Source organism: Posidoniimonas corsicana (assembly GCF_007859765.1).
In the GTDB taxonomy this organism is placed as follows: Bacteria; Planctomycetota; Planctomycetia; order Pirellulales; family Lacipirellulaceae; genus Posidoniimonas; species Posidoniimonas corsicana.
Window position 1 is genome coordinate 100,359 of the sequence record NZ_SIHJ01000005.1, and the last position, 23,777, is coordinate 124,135.

Sequence of the window (23,777 nt, forward strand, 5' to 3'; positions counted from 1 at the left end):
CAGCGATTATGCCGGCTGGGTCAGCGGAAGGGCCGACAGACTGGCCCGCAGCCCAACACCGGGCAACACGGAAATCCGTGCTTGCGATACACTTATACGAATACTCCCCTCACAACCGCAGGTCGCGGTATGCACCAGAGTCCTCCAGCCGGCATGTCCCAAGTAACCTCCTCCCCCGGGCCCGACGACGACGCCGTACGGCGCGCCAAACGGGAGATCCAGGGCATCCTGCAGCAGATCACCGAGCTGTCCAAGTCGGACTCCTCGCCCCAGCAGTTCTACGACTCCTTCCTCAACAAGGTGGTCGCGGCCCTGGCCGCCAGCGGCGGCGCGGTGTGGACGCTCTCGGACGCGGGCGTGCTGCAGCTGGCCTACCAGATCAACCTCCGCGAGACCGGCCTGATCGAGAACCCGATCGGCCAGGAGCAGCACGGCCGCCTGCTGACGCAGGTGCTGCAGGAGCCCGACGGCAAGCTGGTGGCGCCCCACTCCGGCGCCGCCGGCGGCGCAGACACCGACGAGCACGGCGCCTCCAACCCGACCGACTTCCTGCTGGTCATGGCCCCGGTCCACAACGACCAGGGCGTGCAGGGCATTGTCGAGGTGTTCCAGCGCCCCGGCGCCGGCGAGGCAACCAAGCGGGGCTACCTCCGCTTCCTGATGCAGACCTGCGACCTGGCGGGCGACTACCTCCGCGGCCGCCGCCTGGCGCACCTGTCGGAGAAGCAGTCGCTGTGGGAGCAGCTGGAGTCCTTCACCCGCAGCGCCCACCAGACGCTCGACGTGACCGAGGCCGCGTTCACCATCGCCAACGAGGGCCGGCGGCTGATCGGCTGCGACCGCGTGACCGTGGCGGTCAAGCACGGCAGCCGCGTCACGCTCGAGGCGATCAGCGGCCAGGACGTGTTCGACAAGCGTTCCAACACCGCCACGCTGCTGACCAAGGTCGCCCGCGCGGTCTGCAAGACCGGCGAGGACGTCTGGTTCACGGGCGACGGCTCCGGCCTGGCGCCGCAGGTCGAGAAGGCGATCGACGCCTACGTCGACGACTCGCACACCAAGAACATGGCCATCCTCCCGCTCGTCGAGCCGGAGGACGAGGACCTGCCGCCCGAGGAGAAGCAGCGCCGCAAGGGCCCGCCGAAGGTGCTGGGCGCGCTGATCGTCGAGCAGATGGTCGACAGCACCGTTCCCGAGGGCTACCGCCAGCGGGTCGACGTGGTGCGCGGGCACAGCGTCACGGCCATCGGCAACGCGCTGGAGCACAGCGGCCTGTTCCTGATGCCGGTCTGGAAGACGCTCGGCCGCGCGACCTCGCAGTTCCGCGGCCGGGCCCTGCCCAAGACCGCCACCGTGCTCACGCTGATCGCCGCCGCCATCGCGGCGGGCATGCTGGTGCAGGTGGACCTCAAGCTGCAGGGCGACGGCCGCCTGGTCCCCGTGAGCCAGAAGCCGGTGTTCGCCCGCATCGACGGCGAGGTCGAAGAGCTGCTGGTCGAGAACGGCCAGCCCGTGCAAGGCGGGCAGCCCCTGATGCGGCTCAAGAGCTACCAACTGGATTCCGAGCTCACCGACGTGCTCGGCAAGCTCGAGCAGGCCCGCGCCCGCTGGAACTCGCTCGCACGCTCCAATACCGACGAGCGGCAAGAGAAGGACGAGGACCGCGCCAAACGCTACGCCGAGCGGCTGCAGGTCGACAAGGAGATAAAGTCGCTGAACGTGCAGCTCGACATCCTCAAGAAGAAGCAGAAGCTGCTGGAGATCGTCAGCCCGATGGCGGGGCAGGTGGTGAAGTGGAAACTCAGCGACGACTTCCCGCCCGGCCGCCCCGTGCAGCAGGGCGCCACGGTGATGGAGATCGCCGACCCCAGGGGCGACTGGGAGGTCGAGGTGCTGATGCCCGAGAAGAAGATGGGGCACGTCACCCGCACCTGGAAGGAGAGCCTGGCCAACGAGGAGCCGATGAAGGTGGTGTTCATCCCCGCGTCGAAGCCCGAGGACGAGATCGAGGGCGTGGTGCAGGCGGTCGACCAGACCTCCGAGAGCCGCGGCGAGGAGGGGAACGTGGTGAAGCTGACGGTGGCCTTCGACCAGGCGGCCTTCCGCGAGCTGATGCCCAACCCGAAGATCGACGCCGCGGTGACCGCCAACGTCTACTGCGGCAGGCGGTCGTTCTTCTACTACTGGCTGCACCCGCTGTACGACACCATCCAGCGTGAGATCGTGTTCCGCTTCTAAGAGCGTGCGTAACACGCGGGCCGCGTCCGCGTATAAATCAGTATTCCGCCCCACTACCCAACCGCGACGCCGCCTGGCGCCGACCAACCGCATCGCGAGGACCGCCATGCCCGCTTCACGCCCCACCGCCCTGGCCTGCCTGCTGCTTGGCTGCAGCATGGTTTCCGCCCAACCCGGCCGCTACGAGCTGCCCGCCGAGCAGCCCGCCGCCCGCGCCAACAACAACGCGGTCGTGCTGAACAACTGCGGCGTGAAGCTGATCGACCCGGTCGAGCTGCCCGCCCCCGAGGCCGGCGTGCTGATCTTCCAGGGCGTGCGGGAGGGCACGCGGGTGAAGTCCGAGGACGTGATCGCCAAGATCGACACCCGCATGCAGGAAATGGACAAGAAGGTCGCGACCTACAAGTACCACGCCGCGGTCAAGAAGGCCAACGACGACATCGAGATCCGCTACGCCGAGAAGGCCAAGGAGGTCGCGGTCGCGGAGCTCGAGGAGGTCGAGGGCGTGCGTGAAAAGTACGAGAAGGCGATCTCCGACCCGCAGTACCGCAAGGCCAAGCTCGAGGCGGAGCGCTCCGTGCTGGCGATCGACAAGGCCGCCAACGACCGCAAGCTGGCCCTGCTCGAGGCGTACGTCGCCCGCGGCGAGGTCGAGTCCGCGGAGCTGATGATCGAGCGTCGCACGGTGCGGGCGCCGTTCGACGGCGAGATCACCAAGGTCTACCGCCACCAGCAGGAGTGGGTGAACCCGGGCGACCCGATCGCGCGGCTGATCCGGATGGACACGCTCGAGGTGTCGGGCGAGGTCTCGCTGAACGACTACTCGCCCGCCGAGATCAAGGGCTGCGAGGTCACGGTCACCGCGCCCTCGACCCACGGCGAGGTGAAGGCCGTGGGGCGGATCGTGTCGTACGACCCCAACCTGCATCTGGGCGCCAACGGCCAGCACTTCACCGTGCGGGCGGAGATCGCCAACCGCTCGAAGAACGGCGAGTGGGTGATGCTGCCCAACATGACCGCCACCATGACCATCCACCTCGGCACCGGCGGCGTCAGCACCGGCCGCACCCCGGCCGTCGAGGCGCAGCGCTAGACCGTTCCGAATCAAGTTGGCGCCGTGCGCCGCGTGCCACTGGCTCCGCCAGTGCCGCACAGTGAGCCTAGCCGCGTAGCAGGCTGTCCCCCCTTCGCCTTTCCGCCCTCCCCTTTCCATGGCCACCCTCGCTGAAAGCCTGGTCAGCAGCTCGTCACGGGCGCTCGCGATCCGCGTGCGGCCCGACCTGCAGGCGCGGCGGCAGAAGTACCAGGGCAACGTGTACTGGGTGGTGAAAGACCCGATCGCGCTGCAGTACTTCCGGTTTGAGGAGGAGGAGTTCGCGATCCTGCAGATGCTCGACGGCGAGTCGAGCCTGGAGGAGATCGCCGACCGGTTCGAGGCCGAGTTCCCGCCCCAGACCATCCGCGCCGAGGAGCTGCAGCAGTTCATCGGCATGCTGCACCGCAGCGGATTGGTGCTGGCCAACGCCGGCGGCCAGGGAGAGCAGCTCAAGAAACGCCGCGACGAGCGCAAGAAGAAAGAGCTGGTCGGCAAGATGTCCAACATCCTGTCGGTCCGCTTCAAGGGGATCGACCCGGAGTGGATCCTCAACGCGCTGTACAGCTTCCCGCCCGTGCGGTGGTTCTTCAGCGTGCCGGCCATGATCCTGTGCCTGCTGCTGGTGGCGGCGGCCGCGACGCTGGTGCTGGTGCAGTTCGACGTGTTCTACGCGCGGCTGCCCGACTTCCAGGGGTTCTTCGCGCAGAAGAACTGGCTGCTGCTGGCGGTGGTGCTGGGCTGCACGAAGATCCTGCACGAGTTTGGCCACGGCCTGTCGTGCAAGCACTTCGGCGGCGAGTGCCACGAGATGGGCGTGATGTTCCTGGTGCTCACGCCCTGCCTGTACTGCAACGTGTCCGACAGCTGGATGCTGCCCAACCGCTGGCACCGGGCGGCGATCGGCGCGGCGGGCATGTACGTGGAGGTGGTGCTGGCGTCGATCTGCACGTTCATCTGGTGGTTCACCGACCCGTCCAGCATGCTGAACAACATCTGCCTGAACATCATGTTCGTCAGCTCGGTCAGCACCATCCTGTTCAACGCCAACCCGCTGCTGCGGTACGACGGCTACTACATCCTCAGCGACGTGCTGGAGATCCCCAACCTGCGGCAGAAGGCCAGCAGCATCCTGACCCGCAAGCTCGGCAAGTGGTGCCTGGGCCTGGAGGAGCCGGACGACCCGTTCCTGCCCAAGCGGAACCAGGGCTGGTTCGCGGCTTACACGGTCGCCTCGGCCGTGTACCGCTGGGTCGTGGTGCTGTCGATTATCTACTTCCTGAACAAGGTGTTCGAGCCGTACGGCCTGAAGCCCCTGGGGCAGGCGATCGCGGCGATGGCGATCTACGGCATGCTGGTGATGCCGCTGGTCAAGCTCTACAAGTACTTCAAGGTCCCTGGGAGGATGGCGAAAGTGAAGAAGCTCCGCATGCTGGCCAGCTTCGCGATAGCGGGCGCGGTGATCGCCGGGGTGCTGCTCATCCCGCTGCCGTCGGCCGTGTTCTGCCCCGCCGAGCTCAAGGCCCACGCGCCGGCCGACGTCTACACCGAGACGCCCGGCATCCTCACGTCGATCGACGTCCAGCCGGGCCAGGTGGTCCGCGCCGGCGACCGCCTGGCGACGCTGTCGAACGTCGACAACGAGCTGAAGATCGAACGCCTGCGCGGGCAGATCGAGCAGTACACCGCGCAGATGGAGAACCTGAGCCGCATGAGCCTGTCGCAGGCCGACGCGGCCGAGCAGCGCGAAGAGGTCCGCGAGATGCTCGAGGCCACCCAGGAGCAGCTGGCCAACGCCGAGAAGGACGCAGCGCGGCTGATCATCCGCGCGCCCGCCGACGGCATCGTGCTGCCCCCGCCCTACAAGGGCCCCCAGCCGACCGACGACTACCAGCTTTCCGACTGGCACGGCACGCCGCTCGACGAGAAGAACCTCGGCGCGACGCTGCCGATCTCGACCCACCTGTGCCAGATCTACAACCCCGACCGGCTCGAGGCGCTGCTTGTGATCGACGAGTCCGAGGAGACCGACACCCTGGCCGACCGGCAGGTGGAGCTGCTGTTCAACCAGTCCACCGACTTCACCTTCGTCAGCCGCGTGAACGAGGTCAGCAACAAGACCATGAAGACCACCCCGCCGCGGCTCTCCAGCCTGTCGGGCGGCGAGGTGCCCACCGAGATGGACGCCTCTGGTGTGCCGCGGCCCATGACGCCGCACGTGTCGGCCGACGCGCTGCTAATCAAGCAGGCCGACCTCCCCCCCGACGCCCGCGAGGCGTTCGAGCTGCTGCGGGTGGGACTGACCGGCAAGGCCAAGATCCACACCGAACCGAAGACCCTCGGCCAGCGGATGTGGCGTTACCTGTCGCGGACGATTAATTTTGAGCTGTAGCGAAGGTTTCGGGTTTCGGGTTTCCGGTTTCGGAGAGGTTGGACGCGGAGCGCTGCGGGTAGTTCTCTGCATTTCAGCAGGAGTCGTGCGTAACCCACGGGGTAGCGGCGTGGCAAGCTTACCGCCGTCGCCCCCGGCTTACGCCGGAGTTTGTTGCGAGACTCGATTGAGCCGCAAGCTTGAATAGTCCAAGGGCCGCGATGTCAGAGATCGCCTGACTTAAGGTCCCGCTGAGAGAGGTGCCGCACCGCCAGGACTTCGACCACGCTACCGTGGATCCGGAAAAGGGCGCGATGCGTGGGCTTGCCGCTAACGCCAAAGTTCAACTGACGCAGGTCGAAGTCGAAGCTGCCATCCTCGGCGGCGAGCAGATGCCGGTCGGCGTTCTCGCTGAGCCCTGCAATCGACGACTCAAACCCAGCAAGCCAACGCTCGGCCTGTTCGACACTGCGGTGTTGGGCCCACCAGACGGCAGAACTCAGCAGCTGACGCTGGGCCTCCTCGGTAACGAAAACCGAGTAGCTCACCGGCCTTCCTGCAGCGACTGCCGCACTTCAGCGAACGCCTGGCTCACAGGGAGAACCCGGCCTGCCTCCGCGTCGGCCACGCCCCGACGAACCGCCTCGAGGTCGTCGCTCCGATTGCACTCCTGCCGCCACAACAAGAGCAACTGCTCAAGACTCTCGGCGCCGGCAGCATCCAGCCTTGCAGCGGCGAACTGGTGAAACAGGTTCAGATCGTCGATCGTAACGGCCATACTCCCATTCTGCTCAATACGTCGAGCATCGGCAAGCACAATAGCCCCTCCGCGATACTCGCGTGGTGAGCCCCGTATTATCCCGGTAGAATCAGCAGCAGCCGACCACAGAATCTCCCCGGATCCCACCGCATGGCCAGCAGCGATAAGTCCCGCCCGCGACCCCGGCGGCTGCGCCGCGCTGTGCTGTGGATGCTGGCGCTGGTGGTGCTGGCGGTCGCGTTCGGGCCGACCATCGTGATGAAGACCCCGCTGCTGAGCGGGGTGATCGCCGACGCGATCCCGCCGGAGGCCGGGTCCCTCTCGCTGGCGTCGGCAGGCGGCGGCTGGCTGACGCCGATCTCCGCCCAAGGGGTCGAGCTCCGCGACGCCAACGGCCAGCCCGTCTTCCAGGCGGCGGAGGTCAAGCTCAGCCAGAACCTGATCGCGCTGCTGTCCGGCGTCGAGGCGATCAAGATGCACGTCGATCGCCCGGTGGTGAACCTCGCGGTGCGTCCCGACGGCAGCAACCTGCAGGACCTGATCGCGGCCATCGAGCGCGCCAAGCCCGTCGAAGAAGAGCTCACCCCGCCCGGCGCGACGCCCGAGATCGCGGGCCGGCCGCTGGCGGCGTTGTCGGTCGCCGGCGGCACGGTGTACGTCACCGACGCGACGACCGGCGGGCGGTGGACGCACCAGGGGATCAACCTTAACGTCGACTTGACGGGCGGTCTGTCGAAGCTGGAGGGCAGCGCCCGGCTCGGTTCGGCATTCAACCAGTTCGAGCCAATCGACGAGGGCGAGCCGGCGCCCAACATCCATTTCGCTCTGGCGCCCGCCGAGGGCCAGCAGAAGCAGGTCGCGCTGGAGCTGCGCGGCGTGCCGCTCAACGCGGCCGAGCCGTTCGCGCGGCGAGCCGACCCGCAACTCCGCCTGACCGGCGCCGCCACCGGGCGGGGCCAGGTCGCCTGGACCCCGCCGCCGCCCGGCGCGCCGCACTGGGTCGACGCGCTCGCGGCCAGCGGGCTGACGAGCCAGGGGAGCATCGCGGCCGAGGCGTTCGCCGTGCAGTCGCGGCTGCTCGGCGGCGACACGCTGCGGCTCTCGCGGGTCGAGGCGCCGTGGTCACTGCGGGTCAACCAGGGCCGGCTGGAGCTGGTCGACGCCAGCGTCGCTTCGCAGGACGTGGGCGCGGTGCGGGTCCGCGGCGTCATGTCCCCCGACGAGCTGAAGGCGTACCTGGCCGGCGGAGCGGAGACCCTGCGGCAGTCGCAGCGGTGGCCGGTGGGCCGCGTCGCGGCCGACATCGACCTGGCGCGGCTCGCGCAGCTGGCGCCCCGCGCGGTCGCGCTCCGCGAGGACGTGCGGCCGGTGTCGGGCCGGCTCACCGCGCAGCTCGAGACCGAAGCCAACGCCGGCGCCAAGGTGACCGGCAGCGTGACCGCGACCGAGTTGGTCGCCGAGGCGGCCGGACAACGGGTCGGCTGGCAGCAGCCGTTCACGCTCACCGGCACGGTGTCGCGTCCCGAGGGGCTGCTAACCATCGAGGCGTTGCGGTGCGAGTCGGAGTTCCTGTACGGCGACCTCTCCGGCAGCCTGGCCGACCTCAACGGCAACCTCGGGTTCGACCTCGACAAGCTCTCCGAGCAGGTCGGGCAGTTCGTCGACCTGAGCAGCTGGCAGCTGTCCGGCAAGGGGAACTCCACCGTGCGGGTGGAGCAGACCGGCCCGGCGACCCGCGAGGCGACCCTGATCGCCGCCATGACCAACGTGATGGTCGCCCGCCGCGGCGAGGTGTACCTGGAGGAGCAGCAGCTGGACGGCAGCGTCGCCGCGACGGTCGGGCTCGACGCCAACCAGCGGCCGGCGCAGCTGACCGCCGGCCGGGCCGCGCTCAAGTCGGACGCCGACCTGCTGGAGGTCAATCTGGCCGAGCCGGTCCGGCTCGACGCGCCGGCCGCCGCCCCGCTGACCGCGTCGCTCAAGGGCGACCTCACCTCCTGGCAGAACCGCCTGCGGGTGGCGCTCGCGCCACTTGGCGGCGGCGCCCTGCTGGGCAACGTCCGCCTGGCCGGCGCGGTCGACACGACCACCAGCGCACGCCTCGGGGGCGGGGTGCTGCAGCTCACCGGGCTGGACGCGAAGATCAAGGACCTGCAGGTCGACGGCCTCGGCCTGGCGGTCCGCGAGCCGCTGGTCACCGCCGCCGGCGACGTCAGCTGGGACGCCGCCACCGGCACGCTCGAGTCCCGCCAGGGAGAGCTCCGCACGTCCTCCCTGACGCTCGCCTCGCAGGCGCTGCGGGCGGTGACGGCCGCCGGCCAGCCGGCCGCATCGGGCAGCGTCGCGGTGCGGGCCGACCTTGCGCGGCTGAACAACTGGTTCGTCGCGAGCGACCGGCCGCAGGCGATCGGCCAGGTGCAGGGCACGATCGAGTTCACCCAGAACCAGGGCGTGCTCCGCGCCGCGCTCCGGGGCGGCGGCACGGGCGTCGCGTTCCTCGACGCCGCCACCAAACGCCCTCTGCTGGAAGAGCCGCAGCTGACCGTCAACGCCACCGCCGCCTACGCCGCGGCGACCGAGCAGCTGACGATCGAGTCGGCCACCATCACCTCCAACACGCTGACGGTGCAGGCCAATGGCGGCGTGCAGGACGGCGCCAGCCAGTTCGCCGGCACGATCGACTACGACCTCACCGCCCTCGCGCCGGTCATCGCCGGCTACGTGGGGCCCGCGGTCCGCGTCACCGGCAAACACACCGGCCGCTTCAACCTCGCCCGCACCGCTCCGGCCGCCGGCGCGGCGCCGCTGCCTTGGTCGCGGGCGTGGCAGGGGCGGCTCGAGGCGCCGTGGTCCTCCATCAACCTGTTCGGCCTGCCGATCGGCCCCGGCACGCTGGGCGTCACGCTTGCGAACGGCGAGGCGAAGCTCGATCCGCTCAACCTGGCGGTCAGCGGCGGCACGTTCACGCCGCAGCTCTCGGCGCGGCTCGACCCGCCGCCCGCGGTCTGGGGCGCCGCGCCCGGACCGGTGCTGACCAGCGTGCAGGTGACCCCCGAGATCAGCAACCAGCTGCTCAAGTACATCGCGCCGGTCGTGGCGGACGCCACGCGCACCCAGGGCGTGTTGTCGCTGCAGCTCGAGTCGGCCGGCGGCCCGCTCGACCCGCTGCTGCAGCTCTCGGCCGCGGGGCGGCTGGACGCCCAGAGCGTGCTGGTCACGCCCGGCGCCACGATGGAGCCCATCGTGCGCGTGGTGCAGCAGGTGGAGGGGCTGATCCGCCGCCCCGACGCCCGCCGCCTGTTCGGCACCGAGCAGCAGCAGCCGGCGATTATCTCGATCGACCAGCAGTCCGTCGCGTTCCGCATCGACCAGGGGCGGGTGTTCCACGACAAGCTCACCTACAAGGTGGGCGGCGTCACGATCTACTCCAGCGGCTCGGTCGGCTTCGACCAGACCCTCGACTACACCATCACCGTGCCCATCCAGGACGATTGGATCGGCTCCAACCCGCTGGTCGCCGGCTTCCGTGGCCAGCTGATCCAGTTCCCCATCAAGGGCAGCTTCGAAAACCCCAAGCTCGACGCCCGAGCGCTGGAGAACCTCGCCCGCACCGGCGTGCGCGGCCTGCTCGACGGCGGTCTGAAGAAGCTGTTCGGCGAGTAGCGGAGCCGGCGAGCGTTTGAGATGAACGACCCATCGCAACCATTGATCTGTCGGCCGCGCCAACTGGCGTGTTTAGCCGGCGGCGGTTTGCGATCGCTCGCGGTTGCTGCCGCGCTGGCTTTGCTCGCTGCGCTAGCAGGTACTTCCCTTGCCCAATCGGCTTGGCCGACGCCCAAAGCAATCGACGCCCTGCGGCTCGAGCCGCAAGGGCTGCGTGTGCTGCAGGGCGAGCACCTCACGCTGATCACCGACCTGCCCAGCGACCCGGAGGTCGACGCCCTGCCCCGTCTGTTCGACGCGGCCGTGCCGCTGTGGGCCGAGCGGTTCGACGTGCCCGCCGCCAAGGCCGACGCCTGGCGCGTGCAGGGATGCCTGATCGGCGACCGCGAGAAGTTCCGCGCCGCCGGGCTGCTGCCCGCGGGGGGCGAGAGCTTCCCCCACGGGCTGTCGAAGGGCTACGAGCTGTGGGTCATGGAGCAGGACTCGCCCTACTACCGCCGGCACCTGCTGCTGCACGAGGGCACGCACAGCTTCATGGCCACACAGCTCGGCTCGTGCGGGCCGGGCTGGTACATGGAGGGCATGGCCGAGCTGCTGGGCGCCCACCGCTGGGACCCCAAGTCGGGCGAGCTGGCCATCGGCGTGATCCCGCCCGACGGCCGCGTCGGGCAGCTGCAGGACGCGTTCCGAGAGAAGCAGGCGCTGCCGATCGCGGCCGTGATGAAGATCAACAACGACCGCATCCTGCCCAACCGCGCGTACGCCTGGGTGGGCGCGCTCGCGCACCTGCTGGACGCGCACCCGCGGTACCAGCAGCGGTTCCGCGAGCTGACCAACCACGTGCTCGACCCCGAGTTCAACGACCGCTTCCGCCAGGCCTACGCCGACGACTGGTCCGACCTGTCCACCGAGTGGCGGCTGATGATCGCCACGCTGCAGTACGGGCACGGCATCGCCCGCGAGGCGATCGACTTCCAGCGCGGCAAGCCCCTGGCAGCGGGCGTCACCGCGACCATCGCCGCCGACCGCGGCTGGCAGAGCACCGGCGTGCTGGTCGAGGCCGGCCAGCAGTACGAGGTCCAGGCCGCCGGCCGCTACACCATCGCCGTCGAGCCCGACGGCCGCCCCGTGCCGTGCGAGGCGGGCGGCGTCACGCTCGACTACCACGCCGGCGCGCCGCTCGGCATGCTGCTCGCGGCGATCGACCCGCGGGACGCCGCCGGCCAGAAGGTCTCGCCCGCCGCCAAGGGCGGCTTCCTCCGTCCCGCGCGGCTCGGCCTCGCGTCCCGCTTCCGGGCGCCGTACTCCGGCACGCTCTACCTGCGGGTGAACGACTCGCCGGCCAAACTGGCCGACAACAGTGGCGAACTGCGAGTCAAGATCTCCGGCGCCCCGTGACGCGGAGTTAGCCTTTGGGCGGCGATCCTCATTCAGATTCGATAGAGCTTTCGGTAAGGTCTAGCTGAATCCGGTCCGGAAGCTCCTTTAGAATCGCCAAGTAGTGCGGTGAGATCCGCTGCCCCTGGAACGCCACTCGCTCAAGAGACTCGATCTGACCGAGCGACTGAACTTCTGCCGGGGACAATTGGACCAACTCGAAGGTGATCTCCTTGATCGGTAATCCCTGCGCGTGGGGGAGCACGGGCGACGGGTCGGTACAGTAGAAGTACATCTTCTCCACGTTCTCGAGCGAAGCCACGTGGGCGGCATGCTCTTGATCCACATCGCACCAGAAGGTGATGTCGGTCAGATTCTCAACACACTCCGGCTCCGCCGCCAGCAACGGCAACAGCTCCGGATACGACAGGCCGACCGAATCGACGCCCGCCTTCACCTCGCTGAGCTGTTGGGCGATACGCTCGGCCTTCGCCTCCTCGACGCGAGCCAGCGACTGTTGGCGGGCGAACACAAGGAGGAGAAAGACCACGCTAATGAGCGACACGGACGCGGCCAGGAATCCGAGAGGACGCTTCATCTGGGCTCACACGGGGATCGGGACAACTGCATTCTACGCGAAACCCGCGAGCCGCACGGGGATCTAGCGCCGATTGACACTTCCCGGGGCCGCTTCGACAATGAAGGGACTCACCACCGCCCCCTGACCCCCTTCCCCCTCACACATGAACTTTATCGAAGCCAACGACCCGGACGTCTGGGCAGCCATCGCCAGCGAGATCGAGCGCCAGCAGGACGGCCTGGAGATGATCGCCAGCGAGAATTACACCAGCCCGGCGGTCATGCAGGCGGCCGGCAGCGTGCTGACCAACAAGTACGCCGAGGGGTATCCGGGCCGCCGCTACTACGGCGGGTGTGAGCACGTCGACGTGGTCGAGACCCTCGCCCGCGACCGGGCCAAGGAGCTGTTCGGGGCCGAGTTCGCCAACGTGCAGCCGCACTCCGGCGCCCAGGCCAACACGGCCGTGTTCCTGGCGCTCCTCGAGCCGGGCGACTGCGTGCTGGGCCTGGACCTGGCCCACGGCGGCCACCTGACGCACGGCATGAAGCTGAACATCAGCGGCATGCTGTACGACTTCCACGGCTACCAGACCCGCAAGGAAGACTGCCGCATCGACTTCGACCAGGTCGCCCAGCTCGCCCGCGAGCACAAGCCGAAGCTGATCATCGCCGGCGCCAGCGCGTACCCGCGTGAGATGGACCACCCGAAGTTCAAGGAGATCGCCGACGAGGTGGGCGCCAAGCTGATGGTGGACATGGCCCACTACGCCGGCCTGGTCGCCGCCGGGCTGCACAACAACCCGGTCGAGGTGGCCGACGTGGTCACCACCACCACCCACAAGACGCTCCGCGGCCCGCGCGGCGGTTTGATCCTCGCGAAGAAGGACTTCGCGAAGGTGCTCAACAGCCGCGTGTTCCCCGGCACGCAGGGCGGCCCGCTGATGCACGTGATCGCCGGCAAGGCGGTCTGCTTCGGCGAGGCGCTCAAGCCCGAGTTCCGCACCTACGCCCAGAACGTGATTGACAACGCCCAGGCGCTGGCCGATTCGCTGCTGGCGGGCGGGCTGTCGCTGGTCTCCGGAGGCACGGACAACCACCTGATGCTGGTCGACGTCACGCCGTTCGGCATCGGCGGCAAGACCGCCGAGACCGCGCTGGACGCGTGCGGCATCACGGTCAACATGAACATGATCCCGTTCGACGAGCGGAAGCCGATGGACCCCTCCGGCATCCGCATCGGCACGCCCGCGCTGACCACCCGCGGCATGGGGCAGGCCGAGATGAAGACCATCGGCGGCTGGATCGTAGAGGCCCTCCAAAAGGCCGACGACGCCGCGGCCCACGAGAACATCCGCCAGCAGGTCAAGTCGCTCTGCAAGGAGTTCCCCGTGCCCGCCGCCGCCCTGGCCGCCGACGAAACAGCCGTGATGAGCTAGGTCGCTGTAGGGAAAGAACCACAGAGGTCACGGAGGAAACAGAGGTCGGAGAGGCTCGAGCACGAGAGGTTGTGAGTTGACTGTTGAGGGCCCCGAAGCTGTCGAATGGCTAAAGTCAAATGGTCACGAGGCGGCCCTTGCGTCTAACCGTTTCGAATCGACGAAAAAAGCGATTGAGTTCGTTGAATTGCTGTACACGGCGGGGGCTCGCCGGGTAATTGTTCCCGCCGACTCAATTTGGGATGACGAAGAGGAACGTGAGCTAGGTGGTGCATACTCGGACACGCTACTAATACAAATCGAGCAAGGTGAGGTGCCAACCGCGTTGCTTGAAATCTATATTCAGGAAGCAACGCTGGAAGGCTACGACCTTCGAAAAGAAGCTCCACCGATCGTTGAGGAGCAGTATCTCGTGTTATGGTGGGATTGAGACCGCTTTCTTCTCCGTGACCTCCGTGTCCTCTGTGGTAAATCAAGACTAAATGGCAGATCCCGAAAAACACCGCGTCCTGATCGCCGACGACAACGAGCCCAACGTCGAGCTGCTCGAGGCCTACCTCGCCGGCCTGGACATCGACGTCGAGATCGCCGTCGACGGGCAGGACACGCTCGACAAGGTCGCCTCGTTCAAGCCCAACCTGGTGCTGCTGGACGTGATGATGCCCAAGCTGAGCGGGTTCGAGGTCTGCCAGCGGCTCAAGTCCGACCCGGCCACCTCCGGCGTGATGATCCTGATGGTCACCGCGCTGAACGAGCTGGGCGACATCGAGCGCGCCGTCGAGGCCGGCACCGATGACTTCCTGTCCAAACCCGTGAACAAGCTGGAGCTGCTCAAGCGGGTCGAGAACATGCTGAAGCTGAGCAGCGTCACCGACGAGGTCGAGCGGCTGCGGCGCTACATCGAGGCCATGGAACGCCGCGGCGAGTAGCCGGCAACATGATCCCCTCCCCTACCCCCTCCCCGTCAACGGGAGGGGAATAGCTGCGAGCAACTCCATGCGCACGCCACTCGCGATCGCCCTGCTCCTCGCACTCGCCCCGCCCGCCGCGGCCGACCCCACGCCCGAGGAGCTCCAGCAACAGACGCCCGCGCTGATCGAGCAGCTCGGCAGCGAGAAGTACGCCGAGCGCCGCGCCGCGCAGCGGGACCTGGCAGCGATCGGACTGGCGGCGTTCGACCCGCTGTACGCCGCCCGCGACCACGACGACCTGGAGATCGCGTCGACCGCCGAGCGGCTGCTCGCCGAGATGACCATCCGCTGGGCGCAGCCGGGCGACTCGCCCGCCGTGCGTGAGCAGCTCGAGCTGTACGGCCGGCTGGACGCCGACGAGCGGGCCGAGACCGTGGCCGAGCTCGGCGCCATGGACGACGCCCAGGGCCTGGCCGCCCTCTGCCGCATCGCGTGGTTCGACCTCTCCGACCGGGTGGCCGCCAAGGCGGCGGCGCTCGCCATGCACCTCACGTCGGTCGACCCGCTGACCGGCGCGGCGCTCGAGTACCGCGTGCCGGAGGAGTCGAGCAAGCGGCTCGGCCGCGTGCTTAAGGAGCTGCAGCAGTACTACGGCCCCAGCAGCCGCCCCACCAGCCAGTGGCTCTACCGCTTCGCGTCGCAGTCGGAGGACCCGGCCGCGGCCGCCAGGGAGTGGCGCCAAGTTACCGACCGGCTCGCCGAGCAGATCGAGAACCACCAGACCGACGTCGACACCGCCGTGCTTGAGTCGCTCCGCTGGAACCTGCTGCGGGTCGCCCTGCACGCCGGCGACCAGGACGCCGCCGCCAGGACCGTGCGGCGGGTCGCCGACGACAACCAGCAGGCGGCGGCGGTGGTGCTGCGGCGGGCGTTCGACTGGTTCACGCTCGCCAAGGCCGACCAGGCGGTGGAGGAGCTGCTGACCGGCGAGCCCCAGCTCGACGCGCTCAAGACCCAGCAGGGCCTGTACCTGGCCGCGGGCGTGCGCCGCAAGCAGGGCCGCGAGCAGGAGGCCCAGCGGCTGGCGGACCAGGCGTTCGAGCAGGGCCCGGAGGCCGAGATCGTCAACGGCCGCCGCCGGCCGTTGCTGCTGCAGGGCCGCGTCATCATCGCCGCCCGGCTCCGCGACGAGACCCACTCCGACTGGGCCATCCGCGAGCTGCGGGCCGCCATCGAAGAGTCCGGCCACGTCACGCCCGAGGGCGCCTACTCCGCGTGGCTGCTGGCCGACACGCTGCACGACGCCGCGGAGCACGAGCAGGCGGCCGCGGTGCTGCAGGCGTTCATCGCCGAGGTCCAGGAGAGCCCGCAGAACAGCAGCAAGTACCAGCAGCTGGCCGAGAGCCGCGGCGACTTCTTCCGCCCGCTGGCCGAGCTGATGGCCAGCGAGGCGTACTACCGCGCCCTCGCGCTCCGCGACGCGGGCGACGCGTCCGCGCACCGCGAGGCGCTGCTCGAGGCCTTCGAGCACGACAGCTCCAACGCCGACATCCCGATCGCCATGTACCGCAGTTCGCAGCCGGGCGAGGAGTTCCGCGAGATGACCCTGCTGCACATCCAGAAGCTGGCCGACGAGTTCGAGCAGCAGATCGACCAGGACCCCACCAACAGCACCCCCTACAACCAGTGGGCGTGGCTGATCGCCAACACCGAGGGCGATTACGACAAGGCGGTGCGGTACTCCCTCCGCTCGCTCGCGCTCAGCAAGAACAACGCCGGCTACCTCGACACCCTCGGCCGCTGCTACTACGCCGCCGGAGACCTGGAGAAGGCGATCGAGGCCCAGAGCCGCGCCGTCGAGCTGCAGCCCGAGTACCAGGTGATGCAGCGGCAGCTGAAGTTCTTCCAGGAAGAACTCGCCAAGCAGCAAGAGCAAGAGTAGAGCAAGCCGCCGCCAAGCTAGCGTCCAGCAGAGCAACGCTGCGCAGCGGCGAGCGACAACCTCGCTCCCCCTGAGGGGGAGTCGGATTCTTGGCCACAACCCCTTCCCAGGATTCATGCCCAACACCCGTACGGTTCAAGTCAACGACATCCAGATGCACGTGCGCGACGAGGGCGCCGGCGTGCCGGTGCTGCTGGTGCACGGGTTCCCCCTCGACCACACGATGTGGGACGCGCAGATCGCGGCGCTTAGCGCCGTCTGCCGCGTGATCGCGCCCGACCTACGCGGCTACGGTCAAACGGACCTCGGCGCCGCCGGCGACCCGCCCAAGGTCACGATGCAGCAGTACGCCGACGACCTGGCCGCGCTGCTCGACGCGCTCGGCGTCGACGAGCCGGTGGTCTACGCCGGCTTCTCAATGGGGGGCTACATCGGCTGGCAGTTTGTGAAGAGCCACCGCGACCGGCTCCGCGCGCTGGCGCTGGTCGACACCCGCGCCGCCGACGACACCGACGACGCCCGCAAGATGCGGCTCAAGATGGCCAATCACGTGCAGGAGTGGGGCGCCGACAAGGTGGCCGAGGCGATGATCCCCAAGCTGTTCGCCGAGAGCAGCATCGAGGCCGTGCACCCGATGGTCGCCCGCACCCGCGAGGTGATCGGCGCGACCAACCCGCAGGCGATCGCCGCCGCCCAGCGCGGCATGGCCGAGCGGCCCGACTCCACGCCCGACCTGCCGGGCATCGATGTGCCGGTCATGGCGATCGTGGGCGCCGAGGACCAGCTGAGCAAGCCGGAGGAGGTGCGGTCGGTGGTGCACGCGATCCCCAACGCCGGCATGGTCACCATCCCCGCCGCCGGCCACATGGCCCCGGTCGAACAACCCGACGCGGTGAACCTGGTGCTGACGGAGTTTGTGAAGTCGGTCGGTAAGTAGGTAGGCCGGAACAAGCGCCAGCGCCGTTCCGGCACGTCGAGCCACAATCGCCGGGACTGCGCTGGCCAGACGGCGCAAGTCGACTCTTCTGCGCTTTCACGGGCAGCCATCTCGGGGTTGCCTGGATACGCCAGCGATCCGAATCGTGGTAGGCGTCCGCTCCGCTGCAGCCCCAACGATTAGCGCCACGGTGGAAAAGTAGCTCGCCGCGCCCGGCTCTGCTAGAGTGCAGTGCGACCCGTGGCGCCCGTTCGAGGCGCCGCCACGCGGTTCCTGGGTGCGTGGATTGCAACGGATCCGCCCCGCGCCGATCGCCAGACACGGAGCAACTCAGATGAAGCGCCGCCTGCGTTCGCACGCCGTTGTCGGCTTGGCTCTGCTGCTGTGGGCGGCGGGTCGGGCACCGGCCGCCAGGCTGTTCTGGTCCGAGGGGATTGGCGGCGTCTACGGGGCCGAGGGGGCGAGCGGGATGGGCCGCTCGCTGTATCAGCGGGGCGGCTTCGTCAGCCTCGGCGGCATCGCGGCCGACTCGACGCACCTGTATGTCGTCGACCGGCGAACCGACTCCATCTTCCGCATCGATCACGATGGGGCGGACTGGCGGTTCATTCTGTCCGGCGGGGCGCCCAACCAGTCAACAAGCTTCACGATGGGGCCGATCGCCGACTCCCAAGAGCGTTTGTTCTGGTCGGAAGACGCCAGGGACCGGATCTACTCCGCGGCGAAAGACGGGTCCGACATTCGGTTGCTGCTCGATATGCAGGACTCACTGAGCCCCGGGCGGAACGTCACGATCCGGGACATCGAGGTGCACCAAGACAAACTCTACTGGATCGACAGCAACCAGGGCGTGTACCGCTCGGACCTGGACGGGGCGTCTGCGGTGCGGCTCGTCGACACCCAGTTCCCCGCCGGCGGCGAAACCACGCGCGGACTGGCCGTGTCGGACGCCGGCATCGCGTGGACCGGCTCGCAGCACGAGTCCATCTACTGGGCCAACCTAGACGGCTCGGACGCCACCACACTGATTAGCCTCAACGCCGCGCTCGGCGACCGCGAATACTTCCCGCGCGACATCGAATGGGACGGCGGCAGGCTCTACTGGGCCGACTGGGTGGGGGGCGAGGGCGGCGTTTACTCGGCTACCCACGGCGGCGCCAACGCCGCCCTCACGTACACCTTCGAGAACCGATTCGGCAACCGGGGCCAAGCCGCAGGGCTGGCCACCCCGCCCGTGCCCGAACCGATCGCCGCGGTGCTTGGCGTGTCGGCGGGCGTCTGGACGGTCGGGCGTCGGCGCCCGCCGCCTGCCGAACTGTAGCGTCGGGCAAGCAGCTGCCTGCCGGCAACGCGCTGACGCATGTTCCGGCCTACCGTAACTTTCCCAATCAGCCACCAACCATGACAGCCGCCAAGCGATCCTGGTTCCGTCGGCTGGTCCGCCTGGCGCTGGGTCTGGGCGCCCTGCTGCTGCTTGCGATTGTGGGCCTGGTGGCGTGGCTGGCGGTGCACCTGAACGGCACGCCGATCGGCGGCGACGCTGACTGGCAGCCAACTGCGGCCGTTGCACCTGACGGGCCGCAGCTTGGCGGCGGGCTCGATGGTTTCGACTCGCCCTACATCGGCCACACCGGGAGCTGGGACGGCTCAGGCGGGGCGATGATGGGCGGCTCGAAGATCGACGCGCTGGACGACGAGGTCGCGATGGGCCTCCACTGGACGTTCATGTGCGTCTACTGGAACAAGCTGGAGCCCGACGGGCCGGTCACGGACCTGGCCAACCCGCCCGAGCCGTGGCGGCGGCTCGACGCGTTCGTCATCGCCGCGCGCCAGCGGGGGCTCAATATCCTGATGCAGGCGCCGGTGGTGGGCGGCAACGCGGGCGGGCCGCCCGCGTGGGCCGGGCGGCGGCAGCCGGGCCGGTCGGCGCCGAAGAAAATGCAGGCGGCCGCCGACTTCGCCGGGCGGCTGGCCGAACGCTACGCGCCCGGCGGCGTGCTCGCCGCCCAGCAGGGCTGGGGCGCGGGCTTCGGCGTCAGGGCGTGGGAGCTGGACAACGAGCCGGAGTCCTACCGCACCAGCTGGGCCGGGCAGGCCGGCGACTACGCCGAGTTTGTCACCCTCGTCGGCCGGTCGATCCGCCGGCACGACCCCGCGGCGGTGATCGTCGCGCCGGGCTGCGCCGGCGGCGGCCACGCCTACCCCTGGTTGCGCGAGGCGCTCGACGACGGCGCGCTCCACGGCTCGCCCGACTACCAGGCCGCGGGGCAGGCCTACTCCCTCGGCCCGGCGCTCGACGCGGCCAGCTTCCACGTGTACGAGGGCCTCGACTCGTTCCTGACGGGCCAGCCCCGCACGATCGAGGTGGTCTACGCCGAGCACAAGGCGTTGTTCGACGAGTGGGCGGCGCAGTCCGACGACCGCGCCCCGCCCCGTGCGTACTGGCACACCGAGGGCAACTACGACTTCCTCGGCGTGACCTCCGCGCGGCGGCGGGCCGACTGGCGGTGGCAGTTCTTCACCCGGGCGTTCGCGGCGGGCGTCGACAAGGTCTGCGTGATGGACGCGTCGGAGGCCGAGCAGGCCGCGGTCGCGCGGTACGTTCACCACCTTCCCGATCCGTTCCCGATGCACGCCGCGGCGGATCAGGCGCGGGTGGCCGCCGGCTCGGCGGAGGTCTTTGTCCACACCGACCCGACCGCCGAAGGCGCCCCTGCCGGCCGGGTCTGGATCGCGTGGTCCGCGCCCGGGGATGAGCCCGCCGAGATCGAGGTCCCCACCCGCCACGACTCGGTGGTCGTGCTCGACACGCGGGGCGGGCGGCGGGTTCTCGTTCCGCTGGGTGGCGCCGTCCGCCTGCGGCTCCCGGCCGACAAGGCGGCGTCACCCTCGTTGATGGTTGTCGATCGGCCGTAGCCGCCCGTTGTCGATCCGCGTGTCGCGCACAAAAGAACGCGGCCGGCGATGGCGCCGGCCGCGTCGATTCTATGTGCTCGTAGGATCCGCCTTAGGCGCGCCGCTTGCCGCGGTACCGCGTCATGGCGACGCCGCTCAGCATGCTCCAGACCAAGAAGGCGCCCGCCTCGGGCACGGCGGCCAGGCTGAAGCCGTTGATCAAGTGGTCGCCGGTTCGCGAAGCGATGCGGAGCCGCACCTCCTCGCCGTCGATCGCGGTGAGGTTGAAGGTGCTCGTGCCTGGACCGTTGGACCCCGAGGTCTGAACAACCGACTGCAGGAACGTAGGCGGGTTGCCGTCCGTGCTTAGCGAGAGGTCGATCGTGGCGTTCGATCCGTTGGTGTCGTGAAACACGCCGGTAAACGTGTAAGCGCCCGCTGGCAGGCTCGTGAGCACGAGGTCCATGAAGCTGGCGTCGCCCGCGTCAGCAAACGCGTAGTCACGCGTGAGTTGCGTGGGCACAGGGCTCTGGCCCGCCCCGCCACCCTGGGCCCCGTCGATTGAGGCGGCGCTCTCCAGCTTGACCGTTACGCCCGAGATTGCTGTCCCGGCAGCTGCTTGGCCCTGGGTCAGCCCCGTGTAACCGGTCTCGGTTTGGTTGTTGTTGTTATTGTTGAAGTCGACCTGGAGCATCGCGTGCGCGGTCGTGACCGACGCGATCGACGCAGCGAGTACGGCAGCAAACAGGGGCAGTTTCATCGGTGTCTCCGCAATGATGCAATCAACGTGGCGCTGCGCGAGAGCTGAAGGGAGGTCGCCGACGCCGAAGGAGCAGCCGTGAAAGCCCGGGTAGCCTATCGCAACAGCTTCTACTCTAAATGCGGACCGATGAGGGATCAATGGGGAGATAGGGGATGTAGGGGCAGACTGACGAGGGCCTGGCCCGGCGGCCCGGTACGCGCCAACCCGCATCCGGTCTCGAGTGGGATTCGGCGCCAGGATCTCACCCGCTGCGGGGCTATTCTCCGGCGGCCTCGCGGGCGACCATCTCGGGCGTTTCTAGCGTGAGCGGGCCCAGGGCGCCGGAGCGCAGGTCGGTGATGAAGACCTTGGCCGCGCGGTCGTAGTCGACCTCGCCCCCCTTCACCAGGCAGCCGCGGCGGCGGCTGACCGCCTCCAGCAGCGCCACCGGGCCGGCGGGCCGCTCGTCGATCTTGTACCGCTCGGCGATGCCGGCGAAGTAGTGTTCCAGCAGGTAGTCGCTGAGGTGGTAGACCACGTCGGCGAACTCCAACGCGCTCTCCTTGACCGAGCCGACGGCGGCCAGGCGGTAGCCGCTCTGCTCGCTCTCGATGCGGGGCCAGAGCACGCCGGGCGTGTCGAGCGCCACCACGCCGCGGCCGACGTTCACCTCACGCTGGCTCTTGGTGATCGCCGGCTCGTTGCCGACCCTCACCACCTTGCGGCCGGCCAGGATGTTGATCAGCGTCGACTTGCCGACGTTCGGCACGCCGGCGATCATCGTGCGGACCGGTTTGCCGACGCCCGACCGCGCGGGGATCATCTTCTGGCAGACCTCTGTCAGGCGGACGATCGTTCCGGCCTGCTCGGTCGAGATGGGCCGCGCGCGGACGCCGGTCTCACGCTCTAAGTGCGCCTGCCAGCGTTTGGTGTGCTCGGGGTCGGCCAGGTCGCTCTTGCTGAGCACCTTCAGGCAGGGCTTCTTGCCGCGCAGCTCGGCCAGCAGCGGGTTCTCGCTGCTGTGTGGGATCCGCGCGTCGAGCAGCTCGATCACCAGGTCGATCCGCGGCAGCACCTTCTCGATCTGCTGCTGCGCCTGGTGCATGTGCCCGGGGAACCACTGGATGCTCATGCGACGCGACTCTCTTCGTAGGTTGGTGCTTCGTTTGTCAGGATCTCGTCGCGCTCGGGCGTGCGGCCACCTGAACGGCGCCGGCCTGGCAGGCGCTTCGGGTACGCGAACGCCACCGCGCAGCCAAGGCGGCCGCGCGGGGCCCCTCATCATAGCGGGCGTCGCGGCGGTTAGGCTTTCCCGACCCGAAGGCGCCCCCCAACACGGGCGGGCCGCAAGCCCGCTAGCGTCGGTTTGCCGAGCTAGCGGGGGAGCAAAACAGAGAAAATAGTTTCGAGAAACAACATTGCACGATCGCCGATACGACGCAATAAAGGAGGTCCCTCCTGGCCAATCCTACCTGGCCGATTCGACAGGCGAATCCTCTAAGCATCCCACCTACCTATGCTTAAGAAACTGTTTGTTCGCTCGACGAGCGAGCGCGTCGACGGTGCGCACATCGCGGATCGTTCCACCAGCCGCACCTTCTGGTCGGTGTTCCTGCCCAGCCTCGCGACCTACGGCGTGATGCTGATGGCCACGACTGAACTGGCGAACGGCAACCCGATGGGTCCGCACACGGATGGCTGGTTCACCCAGCACCTGCTGACCACCCCGCTGACGCTGGTGGCCTGGGGCCGCAACGCCCCGCACACGGTCAACTACCTGACCGGCCTGCTGCTGCACGTCGCCGCCTGGACCTGCGTGGTGATGGTTCTGCGTTCCGCCTGGATGGCGAACGGGCTGACCCTGCTGCGTTCGATGGCCCCGGCCCGCGCCGAGGTCGAGGCGCCGCAGCCACTGGCGCCGGCCGCCCCGCAGGCCGCCTAGCCGCTGCCACACGGCCTGACCCCGCTCCGCTTTGTTCGAGCCGCCCGGGCGTTGAACCCGGGCGGCTTGAACGCTGCGCGGGCGCCGGCCGCCGGCGCGCAACGAGACCTCTGCGGAGTTCCCAATTCGGCGCACAACCGACATTGCAGCCGGTCGCGCCCCGGGGGATAACGCGGATCCCACCTGGCCCTCTTGGCCAACCCCCACCCGGCCATCCCACCCGGCCACCCTGCAGGCGAATTCTCGAATGATGTGCTTCCGTCATGCGCGACAACCCGTACCGTTCCCCCCTGGCCTTCGACGACCCTGCGCCAGCCGCCAGCGATAGCTGCTTCTGGACCATCTTCCTGATGGGCACGTCGACGTTTGTCTTGATGCTGCTGCTGACGACCGACCTGCCGGCCGGCGCCAGCCCCGAGCACGTGTACCCGATCTGGGCGACCAAGCAGCTGCTGACCTCGCCGCTGTCGCTGTTCAATTGGGGCTACAAGGCGCCGTCGACCGTGAGCTTCCTGCTGGGCTACCTGCTCCACGGCGCCATCTGGACCTGCCTGGTGCTGACCGCGCCGCTGGTGCGGTCCTCGTTCCGGACGTCGGCCGCCTAGGTCGCGCGGCGGGCCGATCAGTCGGGGCACGTGCGCGCACCGCGGCGGCGCCGCGAGCCCCTGGTCCCTTCCCGCCATTTCGTCGTAGAAACCGGCCACCCAGCGCGGGACAATAGGGGCACGCACCAACGCGCAGCCCCAGGCAAACGCCGGGGGCGGGCGTTCGTGCTGCGCCCCTCACAAGCCCCACCCGCGTCCCGAAGGTGCCTGCCGGCGGTTGGTGGTTTGGTCCCCTTGCGCGGTCAGAATCGGACAAAACCCCGCACGGCGCGGCCGCCCGTCTGGC

At 68.9% G+C, this 23,777-nt stretch carries 19 protein-coding genes; 14 read left to right on the top strand and 5 right to left on the bottom strand.

Annotation, left to right across the window (positions count from 1 at the left end; genetic code table 11):
- The first annotated feature begins 153 nt into the window (after positions 1–153).
- From KOR34_RS23645 to KOR34_RS23655, 3 genes are all read left to right on the top strand, one after another.
- Positions 154–2,238 (top strand): HlyD family secretion protein, encoded by a 2,085-nt coding sequence (locus tag KOR34_RS23645; RefSeq protein WP_146568606.1) that lies wholly within the window; start codon positions 154–156, stop codon positions 2,236–2,238.
- Positions 2,239–2,344: 106 nt separating this feature from the next.
- On the top strand, positions 2,345–3,331 hold the full coding sequence (locus KOR34_RS23650; RefSeq protein ID WP_146568607.1) for an efflux RND transporter periplasmic adaptor subunit: 987 nt from the start codon (positions 2,345–2,347) through the stop codon (positions 3,329–3,331).
- Positions 3,332–3,449: 118 nt separating this feature from the next.
- Positions 3,450–5,723, top strand: a complete 2,274-nt coding sequence (locus tag KOR34_RS23655) for a biotin/lipoyl-binding protein (RefSeq protein WP_146568608.1) — start codon at positions 3,450–3,452, stop codon at positions 5,721–5,723.
- 203 nt (positions 5,724–5,926) lie between these two features.
- Here the strand turns inward: KOR34_RS23655 and KOR34_RS23660 are convergent, their stop codons facing one another.
- Positions 5,927–6,250 (bottom strand): type II toxin-antitoxin system RelE/ParE family toxin, encoded by a 324-nt coding sequence (locus KOR34_RS23660; RefSeq protein ID WP_146568609.1) that lies wholly within the window; start codon positions 6,248–6,250, stop codon positions 5,927–5,929.
- A complete protein-coding gene (locus KOR34_RS23665; protein ID WP_146568610.1) occupies positions 6,247–6,480 on the bottom strand; it encodes a hypothetical protein in 234 nt (77 codons plus the stop codon). The genes KOR34_RS23660 and KOR34_RS23665 overlap by 4 nt, the downstream gene beginning before the upstream one ends.
- A gap of 132 nt (positions 6,481–6,612) precedes the next feature.
- On the opposite strand from KOR34_RS23665, the gene KOR34_RS23670 reads away from it, so the two are divergent.
- Both KOR34_RS23670 and KOR34_RS23675 read left to right on the top strand, forming a co-directional pair.
- Positions 6,613–10,125: a hypothetical protein gene (locus tag KOR34_RS23670; RefSeq protein WP_146568611.1), complete on the top strand. Its 3,513-nt coding sequence runs from the start codon at positions 6,613–6,615 to the stop codon at positions 10,123–10,125.
- Positions 10,126–10,212: 87 nt separating this feature from the next.
- A complete protein-coding gene (locus KOR34_RS23675; RefSeq protein WP_146568612.1) occupies positions 10,213–11,523 on the top strand; it encodes a hypothetical protein in 1,311 nt (436 codons plus the stop codon).
- A 28-nt stretch (positions 11,524–11,551) separates the two neighbouring features.
- Here the strand turns inward: KOR34_RS23675 and KOR34_RS23680 are convergent, their stop codons facing one another.
- Positions 11,552–12,100: a hypothetical protein gene (locus tag KOR34_RS23680; protein ID WP_146568613.1), complete on the bottom strand. Its 549-nt coding sequence runs from the start codon at positions 12,098–12,100 to the stop codon at positions 11,552–11,554.
- 145 nt (positions 12,101–12,245) lie between these two features.
- Here KOR34_RS23680 and KOR34_RS23685 point away from each other — a divergent pair, with 145 nt between their 5' ends.
- From KOR34_RS23685 to KOR34_RS23715, 7 genes are all read left to right on the top strand, one after another.
- Complete coding sequence (locus tag KOR34_RS23685) at positions 12,246–13,517, top strand: serine hydroxymethyltransferase (RefSeq protein WP_146568614.1); 1,272 nt, start codon at positions 12,246–12,248, stop codon at positions 13,515–13,517.
- 76 nt (positions 13,518–13,593) lie between these two features.
- Positions 13,594–13,947, top strand: coding sequence for a hypothetical protein (locus KOR34_RS23690; RefSeq protein ID WP_146568615.1), 354 nt, complete (start codon positions 13,594–13,596; stop codon positions 13,945–13,947).
- A gap of 52 nt (positions 13,948–13,999) precedes the next feature.
- The gene (locus KOR34_RS23695; RefSeq protein ID WP_146568616.1) at positions 14,000–14,446 is read left to right on the top strand and encodes a response regulator; all 447 of its coding nucleotides are present in this window, start codon (positions 14,000–14,002) and stop codon (positions 14,444–14,446) included.
- Positions 14,447–14,513: 67 nt separating this feature from the next.
- A complete protein-coding gene (locus KOR34_RS23700) occupies positions 14,514–16,370 on the top strand; it encodes a hypothetical protein (RefSeq protein WP_146568617.1) in 1,857 nt (618 codons plus the stop codon).
- Between the two features lie 115 nt (positions 16,371–16,485).
- The gene (locus KOR34_RS23705) at positions 16,486–17,307 is read left to right on the top strand and encodes an alpha/beta fold hydrolase (RefSeq protein WP_146568618.1); all 822 of its coding nucleotides are present in this window, start codon (positions 16,486–16,488) and stop codon (positions 17,305–17,307) included.
- A gap of 334 nt (positions 17,308–17,641) precedes the next feature.
- On the top strand, positions 17,642–18,628 hold the full coding sequence (locus KOR34_RS23710) for a hypothetical protein (protein ID WP_146568619.1): 987 nt from the start codon (positions 17,642–17,644) through the stop codon (positions 18,626–18,628).
- Between the two features lie 80 nt (positions 18,629–18,708).
- Entirely contained in the window at positions 18,709–20,223 is a 1,515-nt protein-coding gene (locus KOR34_RS23715) for a hypothetical protein (RefSeq protein ID WP_146568620.1), read from the top strand.
- A 91-nt stretch (positions 20,224–20,314) separates the two neighbouring features.
- Here the strand turns inward: KOR34_RS23715 and KOR34_RS23720 are convergent, their stop codons facing one another.
- Both KOR34_RS23720 and ylqF read right to left on the bottom strand, forming a co-directional pair.
- Positions 20,315–20,962, bottom strand: coding sequence for a hypothetical protein (locus KOR34_RS23720; protein ID WP_146568621.1), 648 nt, complete (start codon positions 20,960–20,962; stop codon positions 20,315–20,317).
- Positions 20,963–21,221: 259 nt separating this feature from the next.
- Entirely contained in the window at positions 21,222–22,076 is an 855-nt protein-coding gene (gene ylqF / locus KOR34_RS23725) for a ribosome biogenesis GTPase YlqF (protein ID WP_197531699.1), read from the bottom strand.
- A 384-nt stretch (positions 22,077–22,460) separates the two neighbouring features.
- Here ylqF and KOR34_RS23730 point away from each other — a divergent pair, with 384 nt between their 5' ends.
- The gene (locus KOR34_RS23730) at positions 22,461–22,886 is read left to right on the top strand and encodes a hypothetical protein (RefSeq protein WP_146568623.1); all 426 of its coding nucleotides are present in this window, start codon (positions 22,461–22,463) and stop codon (positions 22,884–22,886) included.
- Positions 22,887–23,149: 263 nt separating this feature from the next.
- A complete protein-coding gene (locus tag KOR34_RS23735; protein ID WP_146568624.1) occupies positions 23,150–23,491 on the top strand; it encodes a hypothetical protein in 342 nt (113 codons plus the stop codon).
- Positions 23,492–23,777: the final 286 nt, after the last annotated feature.